The following is an 18,121-nucleotide window of genomic DNA, read 5'->3' on the forward strand; positions in this document are numbered from 1 at the left end:
ACCGGACGCTTCAAAATGTCGATTTGAGGCCGAGCCGGAAGTTTGTCCCCGGTGCCGGGTTGCCGTAGGACTTTTCAAAGTAGGTGCCGAGCAAATTTTCGATGTAGGCGTTTGCCGTCAGATTTTCACCCATCGGGACACGCAGCGAGAGATCGAGGGTGGCGTAGCCGGGCAGCGTCGAGCCGGTGGGCAGCTTCGCGATGTGCTCAAGAAAGATCGGATTGTTGGTAGCCGGGTCGCGCACTTCGATGTCCGAGGGGCCGACGTGGTAGGTATCGACCGAGCGGCCACCGACGACGTTGGCAAACAGGGCAGCGCGAAAACCACTCGGAGTGGCGTAGGAGAGGCCGAGGTTGCCGACCAAAAAAGGCACGAGCTGGTACTGGGTCTGGCTGATGTCGGGCCGCAGGCCATCGATGATCCGGGCGTCGGTGTAGGTGCCGGTGGCAAAGAGTTCCCAGCGCGGCGACATCTTCCAGTTGAAGCCAAATTCAAGGCCGGTGATATAGACCGCCGGATAATTGACCCGCACCCGGTCGCCGTTGATGTAGCCCAGCGAGGCAAAGTACGGAAAATCTGGCTGGCGCGGGTCCACCAGGTTGATCGTAAGCAGATTGCGCACGTCGGAGATAAACGTGCTGAAGCGCAGGCTGGTACTTGGGGTCGGTTCCCAGTCAAAACCTGCATCCCAGAAGCTTCCCCGCTCAGGTAGCAGATTCGGGTTGCCCTTGTGGACGGTCTTGCCGTAGAGGTCGTCGAAGTTGGGAGCCTTGAAGCCCTGGCTCCAGTTGGAGCGCAGGGCAAAGTTGGGCGCTATCTGCCAGCGCACGCCGATACTCGGGTCGAAGGAATTGCCATACTGGCTGGTGACGCTGTAGCGCGCCCCCGCATTCATCAGCAGATTCGGTGCCAGGCGAAATTCGTTGAGAAAAAAGACCGCAGGCCGATCGAGGCTGGTGTTGTAGTCTACCTGGTTGAGGTTGACCACCTCGGAGGTGCCGATCTCCTTGAGCCAGTCGAGCCCGTAGGTCAGGTTCCAGCTGGGGGTGAGCTGCCAGTTGTGGGTGGCGCGCAGGCCCAGCAGGTAGACGCCGGTCTGAAAGTCCTCGCCCGCCGGATCGAGTTCCCGGTTGCGCGAGCGGTCGAGCGACAGGCGCACCTGGGCGGTCGAGTCGTTGCCCTGCCCCAGTTTGCTGTCCCAGGTGAGGGCCACCCCCCAGGTGTCGGTGCTCAGGCGCGACTTGTGATCGTTGTTGAAGCCCAACTGCTCGGCGCTCAAGCCGGCGAAGACGTTCGTGCGGGTGTCGGTGATCGAAAAGGGCGAGACGCCCTTGGCGGTGTTGCGGATGTAGGTGTCGAGGCTCAGGGTGTTGCGCGGATCGATGTCGTAGCTGAGGTTGAGGTTGTAGGAGCGCTGAGAAAAATCGCCGTTGGGCCGGATGCCGGTCAGCCGCCCGACGGGCCGCTCGACCGAGTAGAAGTAATTGTTGAGGGTGTTGAAATTTTCGTAAGCCAGGTTGTAGGTAAAGTTGCCGGAGCGGCCCTGGTAGTACGCGCCGTACTTGCTGTAGCCGTAGCTGCCAAATTCGACACTCACCTGGCCTTCCAGGGGCCGGGTCGGTTTGCGGGTAATCACGTTGATCACCCCGCCGAGGGCGGTACTGCCGTAGAGGGTGGTGCCGCCAGTGGGCATCACCTCCACCCGCTCGACGTTGTTGACCGGGATCTCGCCGGGGTCGAAGTGCTGCTGGTTGAGGTTGCTGATCGGTCTGCCGTCGATCAAGATCGCTGTACTCGTCGTGGGCAGCCCCCGGATGAAGTGGCCGTTGTGAACGTCGGAACCGGCACCGTAGATGTTGGAAGCCACCCCCGGCACGTTGCGGATTGCATCGCCCAGGGTGCGCGCCCCCTTTTGCTCCAGCTGGCGGCGGTCGATCGTATAGACCGGGGCGGTGGTCTCGCTCTGGCGGCGCGTTCGCACCGAGCCGGTGACGATCACCTCGTCGAGATCGTTTGTCTGGGCCTCACTGGCCTGGGTGGCCTGGGCAATCTGGGACCATTCCGCCGGGGCAAGATCGGCGGCCCGCGTCGAGGGGCGCGGCAACTCCTCTGCCGCCGCCGCTCCTCCAGCCATCACAAAAAATGCGCAGCCCAAAATCGGGCTCGCCCAAAAGCGCCTGTCCATGGTGACTTTCCTGCTCACAGCTGCCTGGGAGCCAACCCCCCCGGTGCGCAGCCCAATACCTGAGAGCATCGTAACATTAGATTACAAATTTATTTCATTATTCTTTCATAAAATCTGTTGGCGCTTCGCCGGGCCAGAAAACACGTTAGGATGATCGTCCGAGTATCAGAGACTACACATGCGTCTGGCGGCCCGACTGGAGAAGCTCCAGTCCAACGTGTTTAGCTTGATGGACGAGGCGAAGGCGAAGGCGCGCCGGGCCGGCAAGCCGGTGGTGGACCTGTCGCTGGGTTCATCGGATCTGTCTCCACCCGCCCACGCCATCGAGAGCATCCGCCGCTCGCTGGGCGATCCGGCTTCCCACGGCTATCTGCTCTTTCAGGGCACCCGCTCGTTTCGCGAAGCCTGCGCCACCTGGTACGCCGGGCGCTACGGCCTGCTTCTTGATCCGGAGAGCGAAATTCTGCCTTTGATCGGTTCTCAAGAAGGCACCGCCCACATTCCGCTCGCCGTGCTCAACCCCGGCGATGTGGCGCTGCTTTTAGATCCGGGCTATCCGTCCCACATCGGCGGCGTCTATCTGGCGGGTGGGCAGATCTACCCGCTCGAACTCAAGCCGGAACACGGCTTTTTGCCCCAGCTGGAGCGCATTCCCGAAGAAGTGGTTGCCAGAAGCCGGATGCTGGTGCTGAGCTATCCCCATAATCCGACCACCGCCACCGCACCGCTGGCCTTCTTTGAGCGGGCCGTCGCCTTCTGCCGCCGCCACGACATCGTTCTGGTCCACGACTTTCCGTACTCCGACTTTGTCCTCGAAGGCGAGCGCGCCCCTTCGATTCTGCAGGCCGATCCCGAGCGCAGCGTATCGATCGAATTTTTTAGTTTTTCCAAGTCCTTTCACATGGGGGGCTTTCGCATCGGCTTCGCTGTCGGCAACCGCGAGTTGATAAGCGCCCTGCGTCAGGTCAAGGCAGCGGTCGATTTTAACCAGTACCGGGGCATTCTCGATGGAGCGGAGGCGGCTCTGCGCGGACCCCAGGACTACCTCGACGCGGCGCTCGCCGTCTTTCGCTCCCGGCGCGACCGGGCGGTGGCGGCCCTGGCCAAAATTGGCTGGCAGGTAACAGCGCCGAAGGCGACGATGTACCTGTGGCCGCAACTGCCCGCCAGCTGGCGGGGCAGCTCGGCAGAATTTTGCATCCGTCTGGTCGAAGAGACCGGCGTCGCCCTCGCCCCCGGTTCGGGCTTTGGCCGCTCCGGCGAGGGGTACGTGCGCTTTGCCCTCGTCCATCCTGAAGACGTTCTCGAAGAGGCGATCGAGCGCATCGCCCGCTTCTTTTAGTTCAGCAATTGCTCCCCTGGCAATTCTGACCTTCGATCCGGCAGGCCAGCTCGTGGGCCAGATCGTAGCCGCTCGCGTCGGGCAGATCGTCGGAGCGCACGAAGCCACCCACTGCCGAGTGCTCCTTGAGCACGGCAAAGGCATTGGCCAGCTCGTGCAGGAGCGCCTCGTCACTGTCAGGCAGCGGCGCTCTGAGCACCGGGATGCCGTGCAGTTCGCAGTGCTGGTACTGGGCTTCGGTGCTCACCACATGCACCGGGTAGCGCCCGTTTAGAATCAAGCATTCTTTTTTCTCAGGCGATCGAGAATGGTGAACCAGCGAAAAACAACCTCGTATCCGGTGGGCGAGGCGGGTCAAGCGCGAGAGGTCGATCGGAAGCATGGCGTGCCTGAGCAGATCTCCAAATACCAGAATGCCCTATCGCCCGCCGCTTTGCCAGAAATTACGTCAGGTGGAGTAGTAAAATTTCGTTTATGTATTTTGGCATACAAAAATCCGGCCCCGATACCAAAAAGCCTCCCCAAAGATAGATGCTTTCTGGTGGGCGGCGGTTCCTGCTAAAGTGGCGATTCAGAAGCCGCCTGGAGCGCCTGTCTGTCATGCCCACCCTCGAATCCTCCCGCAAGTTTGCCGCCGGTTCGCCGATTTTTACCGTTGTCGGGCTGCTGGCGCTGTGCCTGGCTTTCTTTTTCTGGCGGCTCGACGCCTACACGCTCTTCGACCGTACCGAGACGGAGACGGCGGAGGTGGCCCGGCAGATGTTCGCAAGTGGCGATTGGGTGACGCCCATCTTTAACGGCATCCGATACTTCGACAAGCCGGTGTTGCTGTACTGGCTGATGGCCATCGGTTTTCAGTTTTTTGGGGTGGGCGAGTGGGGGGTGCGCCTGCCTTCGGCGCTGTTTGCCACCGTGCTCGTGCTCATCACCTACGGCTTTACCCGGCGCTTGTTGGGTGCCCGTCCGGCGCTACTCGCCACGACGATCTTGATTGCCAATCCGTTCGTCTTTGGGCTGGCGCGCACGGGGGTGACCGACATGGGCCTGGGCTGCTTTATGGCGGCGGCCCTCTACGGCTGGTACTGGTCCTTTAGTGAAAAGCGGCCCTGGGGCTACTGGCTGGGCTTTGCCTGTTTGGCGGGGGCGGTGCTGATCAAAGGCCCCATCGGGCTGTTGCTGCCGGGGCTGACGATTCTCATCTTCGCAGCCTGGAGCGGCCAGTGGCGACGGCTCGCTGAGCTGCCCTGGCTCGGGGGCACGGCCCTTTTTGCACTTTTGACCCTGCCCTGGTACGTGCTGGTCACCCAGGCGAACGGTGCCGGTTTCTTATGGACGTTTTTCTTTCATCACAACATCGACCGCTTTTTGAGCGTCATCGATAACCAGCCGGGGCCGTGGTACTACTACCTGCTCTATACCCCGGCGGGTTTCTTTCCCTGGGTCGCTCTTTTGCCCGTGACCTTGCCGCAGTTGGCCCGCTTTGAGTGGGTGCGGCGGAGCTACTGGCAGCAGCGGCCACCGGCTGAACAGTTGCGTTTGTTTTTATGCCTCTGGTTTGCGATCGTGCTCGTCTTTTTGAGCACCGCCTCCACCAAGCTGCCCCACTACATCATGCCGGCCCTACCGGCCCTCGCTCTGCTCTGTGCCATCGTCTGGGAAAGCCAGATGCGCCAGGCAAAAGGCCCGCTCCTCCGCCTCGGCCTCGCAGGCATTGCCGGTTTCTGGCTGTTGCTGGCGGTGGCCTTCGCAGTCGCCCCGCGCCTGATTAGCGATCCGACCCTGCCGGATCTGCGGGCGAGCCTGGAGGCGACCGGCCTGCCCTGGATGCTTGCCGGTATCTGTCTGGCCGCTGCGATTGCCGCTGTCGCAGCCCTGGTGCGCGCTCAGCTGGAGTGGGCCTGGGCGGGCAACCTGTTGGCTTTCTTTTTGCTTTTTATCGCCCTCATCAACGGCCTGATGCCGCTGCTGGAGCCCCAGTTGCATGGCCCGCTTCTGGCGATTGCCAACCGCCTGCACCGGGAGGTCCGCCCCGGCATTCTGCCCGCCTCGCTCAACGTCTACGCCCCCAGCCTGAATTTTTATGGCCGCATCGACCGTATCCCCGTCTACATCAAAAGCCCCCAGGTCCGCTACCAGATGGCCCAATCCGAGCGGATGCTGCTGGTGACCACTGCCCAGGCCCTGTGCGATCACTGGATGCTCTTGAACGAGTACCCGATTATCTACAGCGCCGGTATCTACCGCATCTACGACATCCCGCCCCACTCGCGGCTTCGCTACTCAAAATCTGAGGCATGTCAGCAGATGCACACACTAGATGTGCAGAACTTTCGGGTACACTAGCAGAAAAATCCAGCCCTCTGCCATGCCCACGCTTCTGAATCGCCCACCGACCGTTGCCTCACCCCGTCCCGGCAACCCGGCCTTTGCCGACTGGGCTGCCGAAGCGCGGCTGCTGGTCGTTCTCACCCTCTGCTGGCTCGGTTTCGGCTTGCTGGTTCTTTTTTCGGCCTCACTACCGGTGGGGGTGCTGCAGTACGGCGACGGCCTGCGCTTTTTGATCCGCCAGGCGCTCGCCGCCGCAGTTGGCCTGGGGCTTTTAGCCTGGCTCTGCCGCACCCGCCTCGACCGCCTCTTTTCGCTGGCGCTGCCTGTCTTTGTAGTGCTGGCGGCGATGGTCTGGCTGGTCAAAGTGCCGGGGATCGGGGTCGAACTCAATGGGGCGCGGCGCTGGATCGACCTCGGACCGCTCTCGCTGCAGCCTTCTGAGCTGATCAAACCTTTCTTGCTGTTGCTCGCCGCACCGATTATCGCAAGTTGGCGGCAGCTACCCAACCCCAGGCGCTTGATGGCTCTTGCCGGGGCGGCGCTGGCGGTGGGCGGTGTGCTCATGCAGCCGGATCTGGGCACGGCAGCTTTGATGGGCCTGGTGCTCTGGTTGATGGCCTTTATCGGCGGCATTCCTCTGGGCGGCCTCTTGGCAGTGCTGGTGGGCGGCGGCGCGGTCGCTGTCTGGAAGGTGAGCAACACCGCTTACCAGATGGGCCGGGTAACGGCCTTTCTCGATCCCTGGCAGGTGGCCCGCGCCGAAGGCTACCAGCTGGTGCAGAGCTTAATTGCCGTCGGTTCGGGGGGCATCCAGGGAACAGGTTACGGGCTTTCGGCGCAAAAAGCTTCCTTTTTGCCCTATCCTTACTCCGACTTTATCTTCTCGGTCTTCTGCGAAGAATTCGGCCTCATCGGTAGCGTCGCCTTCGTCCTCTTTTTGCTGCTATTTCTGGTGGTCGGGCTGCGGGTGGCGGTGCGCTGCGCGGAGCCTTCGCGCCGTCTGCTCGCCGCCGGGAGCACGCTCATCCTGGTGGGCCAGGCATTTTTGCACATCGCGGTGGTGATCGGGGCGGTCCCGCCCAAGGGCATCCCCCTACCGCTGGTGAGCTACGGCGGCAGCGGCCTGATCGCGAGCTTGCTCTGCTGTGGTCTGCTCATTCGCACTGCCCGCGAGATGAACCTCGCTCCGGCGGTGCGCTTTGTAGGCCGTCGGCGGCCCGCCCCTGGGCGTCCCCGCCGTCCGTCCCGCCGCCCTCCCCGCCCGGAAGCAGCGTCGGAACCGGCACGACCGGCGACATTGCCCGCCTACTTGCTTGCCTCGACCCGCGTTCGTTAGAGCACTTGTATCACGACTGACGGCGGCCAGGATGGGCGGTGGGCAGAATCCTCACGGTGGCAGCACCGCTCCTGCTTCCCGATGCCCGTGTCTGGGTAATTGCACGGGCCGCCAGTCTCCCGACGCCGCAAAGGACGCCCACCAAAAAGGGTGCGACCGCTGCGGCTGGTTTAGAATTGCCAGCTGCGCCTGCCGGAGCGCTTCGGAGCGCCCTGCCCCCGCTGCCAACCGCTTATAGAACCGTTTCATCAGCTCCGCCGTCGTCCGGTCCCCCACCGCCCACAGGGCGAGCATCTGGCTTCTTGTCCCCGCCAGGGCCAGGGCTCGCCTCAGCCCCTGTACGCCCTCGCCGCCGACGACGGGACCGGCTCCGCTCTGGCAGGCCGATATCACCGCCAGTTCGGTCCCCTCCAGGTCGAGTCCCTGGGCTTCGAGGGCGGTGAGTACGCCGTCTTCGCTTCCCGAGGAGCGGACATTGAAGCCTGCCAGGGCGACTCCAGAGCGCAACAGCGGCTCCTGGGAGTCGGCTTCATTCTCGGTACTGTCCTGGTCTTCGAGAAAGAAGCCGTGGGTGGCCAGGTGCAACAGCGCCGGGGAGTGGGTAGCTTTGAGGGCGTTCTCGGTCGCCTGCGCTCCGATCAAAAGCCGGGTTGTAGGGGTGCCCAGCAACCGGGCGACGGCAGTGGCCTCGGCTCTTGCCCCTGGCAGGGGTTGGACGGTGAAGCCCGCTAGAGCGGAGGAGCGCAGGTTCTCCTGCGACGAGCGCGGGCGTTCTATTTCGCTTATCTTTCCAGCTGCTTGCCCCTTCCCGGTGACAGGTTGGGCAGCAAGGAACGGGGCAGGACCAGCGCGGCCAAAATCTGGCCCCCCCACTACCAGCGGTGCGCTTCGAGGTGTCGGTGGTGCGACCTGGGCCAGACGGGGCAGTTCGCGCCCAGAAACAAGGTAGGTGAGGGTGTGAGCCTGCAGCAAAAAGTGTCCATCTGGCCCAATCAGGGCAGCGAAGGGCACGGTGTTGAGCTGTCCATCGGGGGCAATCAGCAGGTGCTTGACTTGCAGGTGGCTTGCCAAGGGAGCAAGAAGCTTTTTGTACAGGAGGCGGGCAAGCTTGCGGACCGGGCCATCGACTGGAGCAGTCGGATCGAGCAACCAGCCGCGCCAGGTGTCTACCAGCCTGTCTATCTGTCGGGCATCGCCAAGATCGACCCCGAGGGGCGACCCCGTGGGCGAGAGCAGGTAGGCGGCGTAGCGCGGTGCCCCGAAGTGCTGGGCGGGGGTGGCCGACTGCAATTCAAAGGGACGGTAGAGCACGAACTCGACGAGTACCGCGTCCTTGGGCAGCGCTTGCTGAACCGCCTGGAGAGTGAGTGGGCGGGAAAAAGCACCCGGAGGACCACCGGTAGTTACCAGACTGTCCTCCAGTTGGTGGACCTGAGCACGCAGCGCCCTCACCTGGGTCTGGTATTGCTCGGGCGGTAGATCGGACTGCTGGAAGACGAGGGAGGCGAGTTGGGCGCGGGTATCGGCCAACTGCTGCAGGGGTTGCTGAGCGTTGGCGGGTAGGCGCAGACGCAGGCGGGCCAGGGCAAGCGTCGCTTCCTCCAGCACCCGGCCTTTGCGGCTGAGGATCGTAGCGAGAGCGAGGCGGGCGGCCTGAGGATCGGTTGGCAAACGGGACAGGTGCAACCAGAGGGTAAAATCGGCAGCTTCTTTGAGGGATCTGAGGTAGGCAAGGCTGCGGGGTTGGGAGGCAGCCGGGAGGTTGAGCGTGAGGTTATCCTCCTGGATGTCGAGAATCTGCTGGAGAATCTGGCGGGCATCGTCGAGTCGGTTTTGACCGAGGCGGAGCAGAGACAGCTCGAAGAGACTCTCGATCACATACGGATGCCGTGGCCCCAGGGCTTTCTCAAAAATGGCCAGACCGCGCTGGAAAAGTGCATCGGCACTCGTGTATTCGCCGCGCTCCCGGTACAGTCTGGCCAGGTTGTTGAGGTTCGCCGCCACGTTCCGATGTTCTGGCCCCAAAACCTTCTGCCAGATCGTCAGGGCTCGCTTGAGGAGGGGCTCAGCTCCGGTGTAATCTCCCCGGTCGGTGTACAGAATAGCCAGATTGTTGAGAGTCATCGCCACGTCCTGATGCTCCGGCCCCCGGACTTTTTCGAGGATGGCCAGGGCACGCCTGTACAGGGGCTCGGCCTCAGCGTCATTGCCTTGACTCGAGTACAAGATGGCCAGATTGCCGAGGATCACCGCCACGACCGGATGCTCCGGCCCCCGAACTTTTTCGAGGATGGTCAGGGCACGCCTGTACAGGGGCTCGGCCCTGGCGTAGTCCCCCTGGTCGGCATACAGGACAGCGAGATTGCTGAGGGTCATCGCCACGTCCTGATGCTCCGGCCCCCGGACTTTTTCGAGGATGGCCAGGGTACGCCCGTACAGGGGCTCGGCTCCGGCATAATTGCCCTGACTGTAGTACAGGCTGGCCAGGTCGTTGAGGCTCTGGGCCACCTCCGGGTGCTCTGGCCCCAGGACTTTTTCACGAATAGCCAGAGCCCGTTCGCTCAAAGGCTGGGCCTGCCCGTACTGGCCCATCTCCTGCAGCCGGATACTTTGCTCGTACAATCGCTTCGCTTCTGCCAGCTCCTCCTGCGATACCTGTACCGGTTGTGCCTGAGTAGACTGCGGACAGGCGAAACCCAGGCTGGCTATCAGGGACAAAACGGAGAGCCACCGACGAGCAGAACGGCTTAGAGAAAAGGGCAATTGCATCTTCCAACGTCCGCAACTATTCGTACTTGTTTGTAGCTGCAGAACTCGCGCCTGATGCAGGAACGCTCTTTTGAGGGTCTTGTGCTGCCCGGTGGCAGCTCCAGCGGTGTTGTTCCGCTTCCAACGCCACCCGGTAGCGCCCGCTTCGGAGAGTGGCTTCCCGCCGCGTCGATAGGTCCTCTAATCTGCCAGCGGCCAGAAGGGTCTGTAGTGCGCCCAGTACGAGTGCATCCACCTGCTCACCGCCAGAGACGATGATTTCAGGAGAGGGGCTGCCCTCTACCGGCGTACCATCCGCTCCCAGGGTGGCTTCGATGACAGCGAAGCCCGCCAATCCTGCCGGCACGGGGGCTGCAGCTGCGAGGGCGGCGCACAGGTTCCTGGCATCCGATGGAATGGAGAGATCATCCGGCTCGCGCACCCTGTCGGGGAGCCTTCCAGTATTCGCTGGAGGCCGCTTTGTCTCTGTTTTGCTGAAATTTTGGACACGCTTAGACGCCCCGGCGGTACCTGCTTTTGAGATGGAAAGGCCGTGTTTGTCCTGGGGTCTGGGCATGCTGCGCTGCGTCTGGGACGTGGCGGAGCTTGCGCTTTGTTGGGCAGACCGCGCAGATGAAGCGGCGGAGACGGTCCGGGGAGAAGGGCTGCTTGTAGCCGCAATCGGCTGTTTCGCAGCACTTTTTATCGGAGTCGAGAAGGGGCGACCAGCCGTGGCAGGTTGTGGTCTGTGCTCGATCGGTGAGCGCAGGGGAGGCTGCAGTTCGGAGGGTACGAACACGAACAGCGCCCAGGCTGCGGCCACTGCTCCCGTCGCCGCAGATGCCACCTGCAGCGCCCTCGAACCGCTCGCCCAGACTTGTGATGGCGCGGGGCCGGCCAGTAGCTCGTCCAGCAACTCTCCTACCGGGCCACCGGCAAGCTCGGGCGGTGCGAATACGGTCCCTTGCCACCCCGAGCGGCGCACCAGCTCCGGCAATGCTTGCTCGAAGGCAGCCCGCGCCACTGTACCGGAGGCTCCAGCGGGCCCGGTTGCAGGCTGCAACCTGCCCTCCGATAGTCCCCGACAGAAAGCCGTTCCACCGCAATCGTCCTCGAAATTTTCGCCTAAAATCTCCGCCAGCCTCTCGGCGGCGCGCTTGAGCTTCTGGCTCACCCGGCCAGGGGTCAGCCTTACCGAGCGGGCCACCTCCTGTTGCCGCTCCCCCCGCAGGTGTACCCGCTCGACGAGCAGCCGCTCCGCCTCTGCCAGCCTCTCCAGAGCCCGCAAAAACCGCTCCCGGCACTGATCTTCGAGCAACTGGTTTTCAGGGCTACCCTCCTTGCTGGCGACGGTCTCGCCCAGGGCGGGCAGATCTCCGTCTTGCTGGGTCGTTCCTACTGGAGCATCGAGGGACAGAGGTGCGTGGGCCCACCGCCTGAGCCAGCGGCGCACCCGCCCGCCGTCCGTCTGCGGCACCCGCCGCCCCCAGTCAACGTCGATCTCGGAGCACAGGCGCTTGTACACCGGGAGGAGCACGTACACCTTAAACCAGGGTCCAAAGTGACCGCGCTCGGGGTCGAACTGGGGCAGACGGGCGTGGACCATGAGTTTGACTTCTTCGCTCAACAGTTCGGCGTCAAAGCGCGGATGGCTCCCGGCGGGCGAACGGCGACAGAACTCCCGGCACAACCGCTCGAGTACACCGTGGAACTCCCCGAGACCAGCCCGGCTCGCCTCGCGCTCCAACCGCCCCAGGCACTGGATTTTTTCTGTAGAAGAAAGACCCGCTGCGGCAACGACCTGCTGTCGCTTGCGCTCGATCGGTTGGAGGACCACAGCCAGTTGGTGCAATTGCTCGGCCTTGCTCTGGCGGGGGAATCGCTGCTCGAAAGGGAGAATATTGTCCACCGGTGTGACCTCATACTGTCAAGAAGACGCAAAAAGGGAAGCCCGCTACGGGACAGAGCTTGATAATATAAACCCCGCTTCATAGTAATAGGGGAAATGATAGCGCAGTTCGTTCATTTCTCAATCTCCTTGAAATAGGGAATTGTCGATTGACAACTGCCGCAGAACGTTGCACAGGGGCTTCTATACAGTTAGGGAAAGGAACACCCAGAGGTTACTTTTCGGGTGGATCAGAAAAAATTTTGGCAGAGGACTAAACCTGGCCCTCATTTTTGGATACAGGGATTCTGAGACAGTACATTCGCGGTCGGATGGCCAGTTAGCCACTCCCACAGCAGGGTAATCCACCTGCACGGATGCCTGTCTCCTGTAAAATCTGCTTCTGCCTGCCGTCGCGAACTTCGAGGGGTGCCGTCGTCATTCGGCTAAGAGTTCGGGGGGGTTCTATCGCAATGATTTCTGAGAGCAAAACAGGCAGGTACACAGACTTTACAGGAGTGCTACTCGTGGCATTTTTCTGTTCTCGCACAACAGCATCATCCGTGCGCTGCTCCTTGCCGCTGCCAGCGCTCGATCTCTACTCTGCAACCAGCGATAAATTATGCAAAGAAAACGAATGAAACTATTGAGTCAGCCAGCCAGTTCCGGTAGCAATTTGCTGTTGTCTTCGCTCGACTATCGCCTGTATCGCCTGGGCTGGAACCACCGCCTGCACAGTCCTCCCCATCCCATCCTCTGGATAGTGATGAGCTTGAGCTATCTATACCGCAGGGGATTCAAGGAGGCGTCCCGGTGGGCAGCAACGCAGCACTCTCAGCGCGCAGAAAAGCGAGACTGACCTGGCGGCGAAGAAATCGCGGCTCGACAGACCGGGGCGCTCAACCAGGAACAAAGACCAACTCAAGGAGCATATCCAATGGCAAATCTGCAGCACCTGAAAATACTCCTGAGCGGCACTCTGCAGTTTGCAGCGTGGCGGAAGGCCAACGGAAACCTTCGGCCCGATCTGGCGGCGGCCATCCTGCAGGGAGTGAATCTGTACTACGCGGATCTGGGTGAGGCCGACTTGAATGGAGCCAACCTGGGGGGAGCGAATCTGGGGGGAGCCAACCTGGGCGGGGCGAGCTTGAACGGAGCCAACCTGAGCGGAGCCAACCTGGGCGGGGCGGATTTAAGAGGGGCGGACCTGAGTGAGGCCGACTTGAGCTGGGCTGACTTGAACTGGGCCGATCTGAGCGGGGCCAACCTGGGCAGAGCGGATCTGAGCGGATCGAACTTGAACTGGGCCGATCTGCGCGGAGCGTATCTGGGTGGAACGGATCTGAGCAAGGCAGACCTGCGCGAAGCAAGCCTGAGCGGGGCCGCTTACCTCAAGGGCGTGGACCTGCACGGGGCCAACCTGAGTGGAGCCAACCTGAGCAGGGTGATCATGAATGGCGTGGACCTGGAAGAGGCGGACCTGCGTGGGGCAAACCTGGGCGGGGCGGACTTGCGCAGGGCGAACTTGAACAGGGCGAAGCTGAGTGGAGCGAACCTGGAGCGCGCGAACCTGAAGGGAGCGGACCTGAGCGGCGCAGATCTGCGCCAAGTCCGTCTGGCCGGTTGTTGCCTTGAGGAGGCAATTTTGCAAGGCTGTCGGGTATACGGGACGGCTGCCTGGGACGTCAAAATCAACGAGCGCACCGATCAGCGCAATCTCCTCATCACCGATGTGGGTGAAGCTGCAGTGAGCGTGGACAACTTGAAGATCGCCCGGTTTCTCCACCTCCTGCTCGACAACACCGAACTTAAAGACGCCATCGACGCGCTCACCTTAAAGGCAGTGCTGATTCTGGGGCATTTTTCGCCGGAGCGACAGTCCGTCCTCGCTGCCCTGCAAGGGGAACTGCGCCGGCGCGATCACCTGCCCATTGTCTTCAACTTTGCCGGTAGCGAAACCCAGACGACGATCGAAACGGTCAGGGCTCTGGCGGGCCTGTCGAGGTTTGTCATCGCCGATCTCGCCGATGGCAGGAGCATCCCTGCACAGCTGCACACGACCGTCTCCGAGTTGGACAACCGGGCGTTCGTGCTCATCGCCGAAAAAAGCAGCCGAATACATGGACAAGTTGAAAATTTCTTGAATCGGGTGAACGTTGTGCAAGCCATCTTCGAGTACAGTTCACCGGAACACTTGATGGCATCGCTTGTGGAACGAGTGGTAGCTTCCGCCCAGGCGTGGTCCGAGCAGTTGTGCAACCGGCACACAAGGCCCATCACAACCCCTTTACTGTCCGACATTGCTTCGTCGGGTAACTGAGCAGTTTTCAGATGCCGAATGGCCAACTTTGATCTATGAGTACCGTTGTCTAACTTCCTGCAGACTGGTACCGGGGGCAGAGCCGCCACCTGTAGCCGGGTGCGACGATTTTTATGGAGGCTGATGCGGGAGATACTCAGGTGGAAAGTCAAGCTAATTCGCAGGACAAAGTGGCGGCGGGTGCAGCGAGAAAAGGCACTCTGGCTGGTCTATTTGCGGTTCGAGGCGATGCGGAGAATGCTGTACGTGATTTGATGCGCGCTGGTTTTGCAGACGAGCAACTTGGTTTTGAGAGCCGGGCGGCAACGGGAACTCGCCCTGACGACGTGCTGGTACGCCCGCCGGGAGGGGGAGCGGCGGGTGATGCCCTGCGCGGAGCAGGCTTGAACGTCAGCCGAAGCACCCCCGTCGAAGATGGGCTGACCGGTCCCCCCGCTGGGCGGGATGTGGGCAAGCGCCACTTTACCTCTCCGTTCATCGACGATCTATCGGAACCCGCCCGGCACTACCTGCAAAGCAGCGTCCAGAGTGGAGCGATGGCGGTATTCGTCCAGGCTGCTGAGCGCTTTGAAGAAGCAAAGGCGATCCTCTTAGAACACGGTGCTGATATCCACGCCTGAGGCCCCGCTTATCAGCCAAGACCTCCACAGCGGTGGCAGTTAAAAGGGCAGATCGTCTTCCTCGTCGATTACAGGCGGCGGAGCGCTGGCCGGGGCCGGCTCGTCGCTGGTTTCACCGTCGAAGTTGACCACCGCGCCGTTGAAAAACTCTGCCAGGCCGTGGGCGGCCCGGTCCAGTTCGTCCGGCTCCTCGATTGTCTGGGGAGAACGCGGCTCCGGTAGGGGGGGCGAGACAGCAGGCGGGGGTGCCGGCTCTGGAGGAGCAGAGGCAGGAGGGCTGAAGCTCACCGGCGGCGGGGTGTAGCTGTCCGCCGGTGGGGGCGGTGCGCTCGGGGCAACCTGGGGCTCCTTGCCGACGGCGAACTTGATATCGACGGCGGTGCCCAGAAATTGCTGGAGGACTTCTTGAATTTGCTTGAGGCGCTTCGGTTCACTCGCCCGCTTCACCAGAGCCGCCGAGTTAAAGCCGATCACAACCTGCCTGGCGGTTTGCTCGTAACAGAAGCTGGAGGACATCAGGCTCTGGGTCGGCTGAGGAATCAACCTCAGCCACTCCTGCCAGCGGTCGCGCAGCAGAGCGGGGGTGGCCGGGATGGCGGGTGGTGGGGCCGAAGTCGGCGGTGGAGGGGGAGGCGGAGGACTGGCAGCAGGGGGAGGAGCAGGCGGAGCGGGGGACGGCGGAGCGGGGGGAGGAGGCACCGCCGGTTTGGAAGCTGGAATACTGGCTGGAGGCGGAGCAGTAGCGGTGGCTGGAGGTTTTGGAGCCGGGGAGGGTAGCGGCCTCGCTGGAGTTTCAGTGCGCTCTGCTGGGGGGGCAAGCAGACTCAGCAGGCTCACCTCCAGCCACAACCGGGGCTGGGTCGAAGCTTTAATTTGCGGCTCGGCCTGGCGCAACCGTTCCTGCAGTGCCAGAAGTTGGGCGGCGCTATAAAATTTTGCCCGCTCGACGAGCTGCTGCCAGGTAGGAGCGGTGAGGGCAACTAGGTCGCGCCGGTCAGGAGCAGTGAGGGCAATCAGCAGATCGCGGTAAAAGCCCAGCAGATCCTGCAGCACCTGCAGGGGCTCCTTGCCGCTGTCGAGCAGGCGGCGCACCTGCTCGATGAGCGCGGTGCTATCCGCTGCCTGAATGCTGTCTACGAGCGCGAGCAATTCTCGCTCTGGCACCGCGCCCACCAGTTGCCAGACGCGCTCCGCATCGATCACCCCGTCTAAGAGCGCGAGCTGATCGAGCAGGCTCTCGGCGTCGCGCAGACCGCCCTGGGCGATCTGGGCTACCAGTTCGAGCGCTTCGGTCTCGACGTTGATATTTTCTTTGAAGGCAATCGCCTCCAGGTGATCGACCATCTCGGTGAGCGGAATGCGCCGAAAATCGAAGCGCTGGCAGCGCGAGATCACTGTCGGCAGCACCTTCTGGGGGTCGGTGGTGGCGAGCACAAAAGTGACGTGGGCGGGCGGCTCTTCGAGGGTCTTGAGCAGGCAGTTGAAGGCTGCCGAGCTGAGCATATGCACCTCGTCCAGGATGTAAATTTTTCTGCGGCTCTGGACGGGAGCGAACTGGGCGCGCTCAATCAGTTCGCGAATATTATCGACGCCGGTGTTGGAGGCAGCGTCGATCTCGATCACATCGAGGGCGCTGCCCCCCGCAATCGCCAGGCACTGCTCGCAGGAACCGCAAGGATCGGGCGTCGGACCGGCGATGCAGTTGAGCGCCTTGGCGATCAGCCGGGCGGTGGTCGTCTTGCCGGTGCCACGGGAGCCTGTAAATAAATAAGCGTTGGCGATCCGGTTGGTTTTAAGAGCGTTGGTGAGGGTGGCGATGATCGGCCCCTGACCCACCACGTCGCCGAAGCGCTGGGGCCGATACTTGTGGTGCAGAGGCTCGTAGACCATGGCGGGGTACGCTCGAACGTTCCACTATTATCGCCACCGGAGCGCTACAGCTATCTCACCTATTATCGCCACCGGAGCGCTACAGCTATCTCACCCTGCGCCGGGGCATTCGCTACGAGCGCGGCTGGGTAGAGTGGTGCGACAAGGCGCTCACTGCCCTGCGCTCGCCAGTTTCTAAGCAGGACGGTTGATCTGGACCGTTACAATCAAAAGCTGATCATCCGGAGGAGTCCCACTGTAATGCCCCTGCCCCGCACCGTCGTCCTCAACGGCAGTTACCTGTCGCTGCGCCCGACCGGCATCGGCCAGTACATCCTCAATCTGTTGCGCTGCTGGCAGCAGGAAGGGCGGCCCCTGCGCGCCTTATTGCCGGAGCAATATCTATCCGCTGGACCGAAAGCGCACAGCGAGATTGTCCGTACCCCCGGCCACCTGGCGCGGCTGGGCTGGAACCAGTTCGTGCTGCCGACAAAGTTGCGCAAGGGCGAGGTGCTCTTCAACCCGGTGCCGGAAGGCTCCGTTCTCAGTCCTTGCCCGCAGGTGAGCACTGCCCATGACGTGATTCCGCTCATCTTCCCAGAATTTTTTCCGCGCAAGCAGGCGTACTTTCGGTATCTGGTGCCCGCCTGCCTGCGCAGTTCCACCCACATTCTCTGTGACTCGGCGCAGACCAGGGCCGATCTGGTGCGCTTTTATGATCTCGACCCGGCGAAGATGAGCGTCGTGCCCCTCGCCTGCGACCGCTCGCGCTTCTATCCGCGCCCTGTATTGCCCGAACGGCTTGCGCGCTACGAGTTGGCTCCTGGCAACTATTTTTTTTATGTCGGTGCCCACGAGCCCCACAAGAACCTCGCCCGGCTCATCGAGGCGTTTGCCCAGGTAGCTGGAGAGTGGCCGGGGGTGCTCGCCATCGCCGGGGCGTTCGACCCGCGCTACACTCCGGCCCTGGTCCGGCTCACCGAAAAATTGCAGATTGCCCATCGCGTCCGCTGGCTCGACTATCTCGACCCCGACGATCTTCCCTGCGTCTACAGCGCTGCCCATGCTTTCGTCTTCCCAAGCCTCTACGAAGGCTTTGGCCTACCGGTGCTGGAGGCGATGGCCTGCGGCACAGCGGTGCTCGCTTCCGCACGGGGCTCACTGGCGGAGGTGACAGGTGAGGCAGCGGTGCTGGTCGAAGCCGAATGCCCGGATGCGATCGCTGACGGGATGCGGCAACTATTGGAACCAGCGGTCCGAGCAGATTACCGCGCACGCGGCCTTGCCCAGGCACAGCGCTTTAGCTGGGAGCGCACCGCCCGCACGAGCTGGGAACTGATCGATAAGGCGAGGGAGGAGACCTAACTCCCCGGCCCCTCCCCTGCCGGGAAGACAAGCCTGCCACTGACTTCACCCATCCCGCCTGTAGCCCAGTTACAGTGAACCCCCCCTCGTATATTGCTATTGGTTCCAAGGTAGCGGTGA

The 18,121-nt window shown here is 62.3% G+C and carries 12 protein-coding genes; 7 read left to right on the forward strand and 5 right to left on the reverse strand.

Translation table 11 applies throughout. The features are described 5' to 3' along the window. Positions 1–10 precede the first annotated feature (10 nt). Positions 11–2,185: a TonB-dependent receptor plug domain-containing protein gene (locus tag GKIL_RS09775; protein ID WP_041243862.1), complete on the reverse strand. Its 2,175-nt coding sequence runs from the start codon at positions 2,183–2,185 to the stop codon at positions 11–13. A gap of 178 nt (positions 2,186–2,363) precedes the next feature. Between GKIL_RS09775 and GKIL_RS09780 the strand changes: the two genes are divergently transcribed. Further along, positions 2,364–3,527, forward strand: coding sequence for an LL-diaminopimelate aminotransferase (locus GKIL_RS09780; protein ID WP_023173384.1), 1,164 nt, complete (start codon positions 2,364–2,366; stop codon positions 3,525–3,527). Position 3,528: 1 nt separating this feature from the next. Here the strand turns inward: GKIL_RS09780 and GKIL_RS09785 are convergent, their stop codons facing one another. Continuing rightward, complete coding sequence (locus GKIL_RS09785; protein ID WP_023173385.1) at positions 3,529–3,909, reverse strand: hypothetical protein; 381 nt, start codon at positions 3,907–3,909, stop codon at positions 3,529–3,531. Positions 3,910–4,127: 218 nt separating this feature from the next. Between GKIL_RS09785 and GKIL_RS09790 the strand changes: the two genes are divergently transcribed. Both GKIL_RS09790 and GKIL_RS09795 read left to right on the forward strand, forming a co-directional pair. After that, complete coding sequence (locus tag GKIL_RS09790) at positions 4,128–5,870, forward strand: ArnT family glycosyltransferase (protein WP_023173386.1); 1,743 nt, start codon at positions 4,128–4,130, stop codon at positions 5,868–5,870. Positions 5,871–5,892: 22 nt separating this feature from the next. Next, complete coding sequence (locus tag GKIL_RS09795) at positions 5,893–7,191, forward strand: FtsW/RodA/SpoVE family cell cycle protein (protein ID WP_023173387.1); 1,299 nt, start codon at positions 5,893–5,895, stop codon at positions 7,189–7,191. A gap of 51 nt (positions 7,192–7,242) precedes the next feature. Here GKIL_RS09795 and GKIL_RS09800 read toward each other — a convergent pair whose 3' ends face one another. After that, positions 7,243–9,813: a CHAT domain-containing tetratricopeptide repeat protein gene (locus GKIL_RS09800; RefSeq protein ID WP_051382754.1), complete on the reverse strand. Its 2,571-nt coding sequence runs from the start codon at positions 9,811–9,813 to the stop codon at positions 7,243–7,245. 163 nt (positions 9,814–9,976) lie between these two features. Further along, on the reverse strand, positions 9,977–11,848 hold the full coding sequence (locus GKIL_RS09805; RefSeq protein WP_023173389.1) for a sigma-70 family RNA polymerase sigma factor: 1,872 nt from the start codon (positions 11,846–11,848) through the stop codon (positions 9,977–9,979). Between the two features lie 916 nt (positions 11,849–12,764). Between GKIL_RS09805 and GKIL_RS22580 the strand changes: the two genes are divergently transcribed. Together GKIL_RS22580 and GKIL_RS22585 are read left to right on the forward strand one after the other, a co-directional pair. Beyond that, complete coding sequence (locus GKIL_RS22580; RefSeq protein WP_023173391.1) at positions 12,765–14,147, forward strand: pentapeptide repeat-containing protein; 1,383 nt, start codon at positions 12,765–12,767, stop codon at positions 14,145–14,147. Positions 14,148–14,287: 140 nt separating this feature from the next. Next, complete coding sequence (locus tag GKIL_RS22585; RefSeq protein WP_144080369.1) at positions 14,288–14,767, forward strand: hypothetical protein; 480 nt, start codon at positions 14,288–14,290, stop codon at positions 14,765–14,767. A 39-nt stretch (positions 14,768–14,806) separates the two neighbouring features. Here the strand turns inward: GKIL_RS22585 and GKIL_RS09820 are convergent, their stop codons facing one another. Beyond that, on the reverse strand, positions 14,807–16,657 hold the full coding sequence (locus GKIL_RS09820) for a DNA polymerase III subunit gamma/tau (RefSeq protein WP_023173393.1): 1,851 nt from the start codon (positions 16,655–16,657) through the stop codon (positions 14,807–14,809). Positions 16,658–16,752: 95 nt separating this feature from the next. On the opposite strand from GKIL_RS09820, the gene GKIL_RS25915 reads away from it, so the two are divergent. Then, positions 16,753–16,848, forward strand: a complete 96-nt coding sequence (locus GKIL_RS25915; RefSeq protein ID WP_420841400.1) for a virulence activator alpha C-terminal domain-containing protein — start codon at positions 16,753–16,755, stop codon at positions 16,846–16,848. 49 nt (positions 16,849–16,897) lie between these two features. Continuing rightward, a complete protein-coding gene (locus GKIL_RS09825) occupies positions 16,898–18,001 on the forward strand; it encodes a glycosyltransferase family 4 protein (protein ID WP_023173394.1) in 1,104 nt (367 codons plus the stop codon). Positions 18,002–18,121: the final 120 nt, after the last annotated feature.

Origin of the sequence: Gloeobacter kilaueensis JS1 (genome assembly GCF_000484535.1) — a bacterium.
GTDB classification, from domain to species: Bacteria; Cyanobacteriota; Cyanobacteriia; order Gloeobacterales; family Gloeobacteraceae; genus Gloeobacter; species Gloeobacter kilaueensis.

Coding starts and splice junctions, on each gene's coding strand:
- GKIL_RS09775 (WP_041243862.1), bottom strand. CDS start 2,185: ATGGACAGGCGCTTTTGGGCGAGCCCGATTTTGGGCTGCGCATTTTTT.
- GKIL_RS09780 (WP_023173384.1), top strand. CDS start 2,364: ATGCGTCTGGCGGCCCGACTGGAGAAGCTCCAGTCCAACGTGTTTAGC.
- GKIL_RS09785 (WP_023173385.1), bottom strand. CDS start 3,909: ATGCTTCCGATCGACCTCTCGCGCTTGACCCGCCTCGCCCACCGGATA.
- GKIL_RS09790 (WP_023173386.1), top strand. CDS start 4,128: ATGCCCACCCTCGAATCCTCCCGCAAGTTTGCCGCCGGTTCGCCGATT.
- GKIL_RS09795 (WP_023173387.1), top strand. CDS start 5,893: ATGCCCACGCTTCTGAATCGCCCACCGACCGTTGCCTCACCCCGTCCC.
- GKIL_RS22580 (WP_023173391.1), top strand. CDS start 12,765: ATGGCAAATCTGCAGCACCTGAAAATACTCCTGAGCGGCACTCTGCAG.
- GKIL_RS09820 (WP_023173393.1), bottom strand. CDS start 16,657: ATGGTCTACGAGCCTCTGCACCACAAGTATCGGCCCCAGCGCTTCGGC.
- GKIL_RS09825 (WP_023173394.1), top strand. CDS start 16,898: ATGCCCCTGCCCCGCACCGTCGTCCTCAACGGCAGTTACCTGTCGCTG.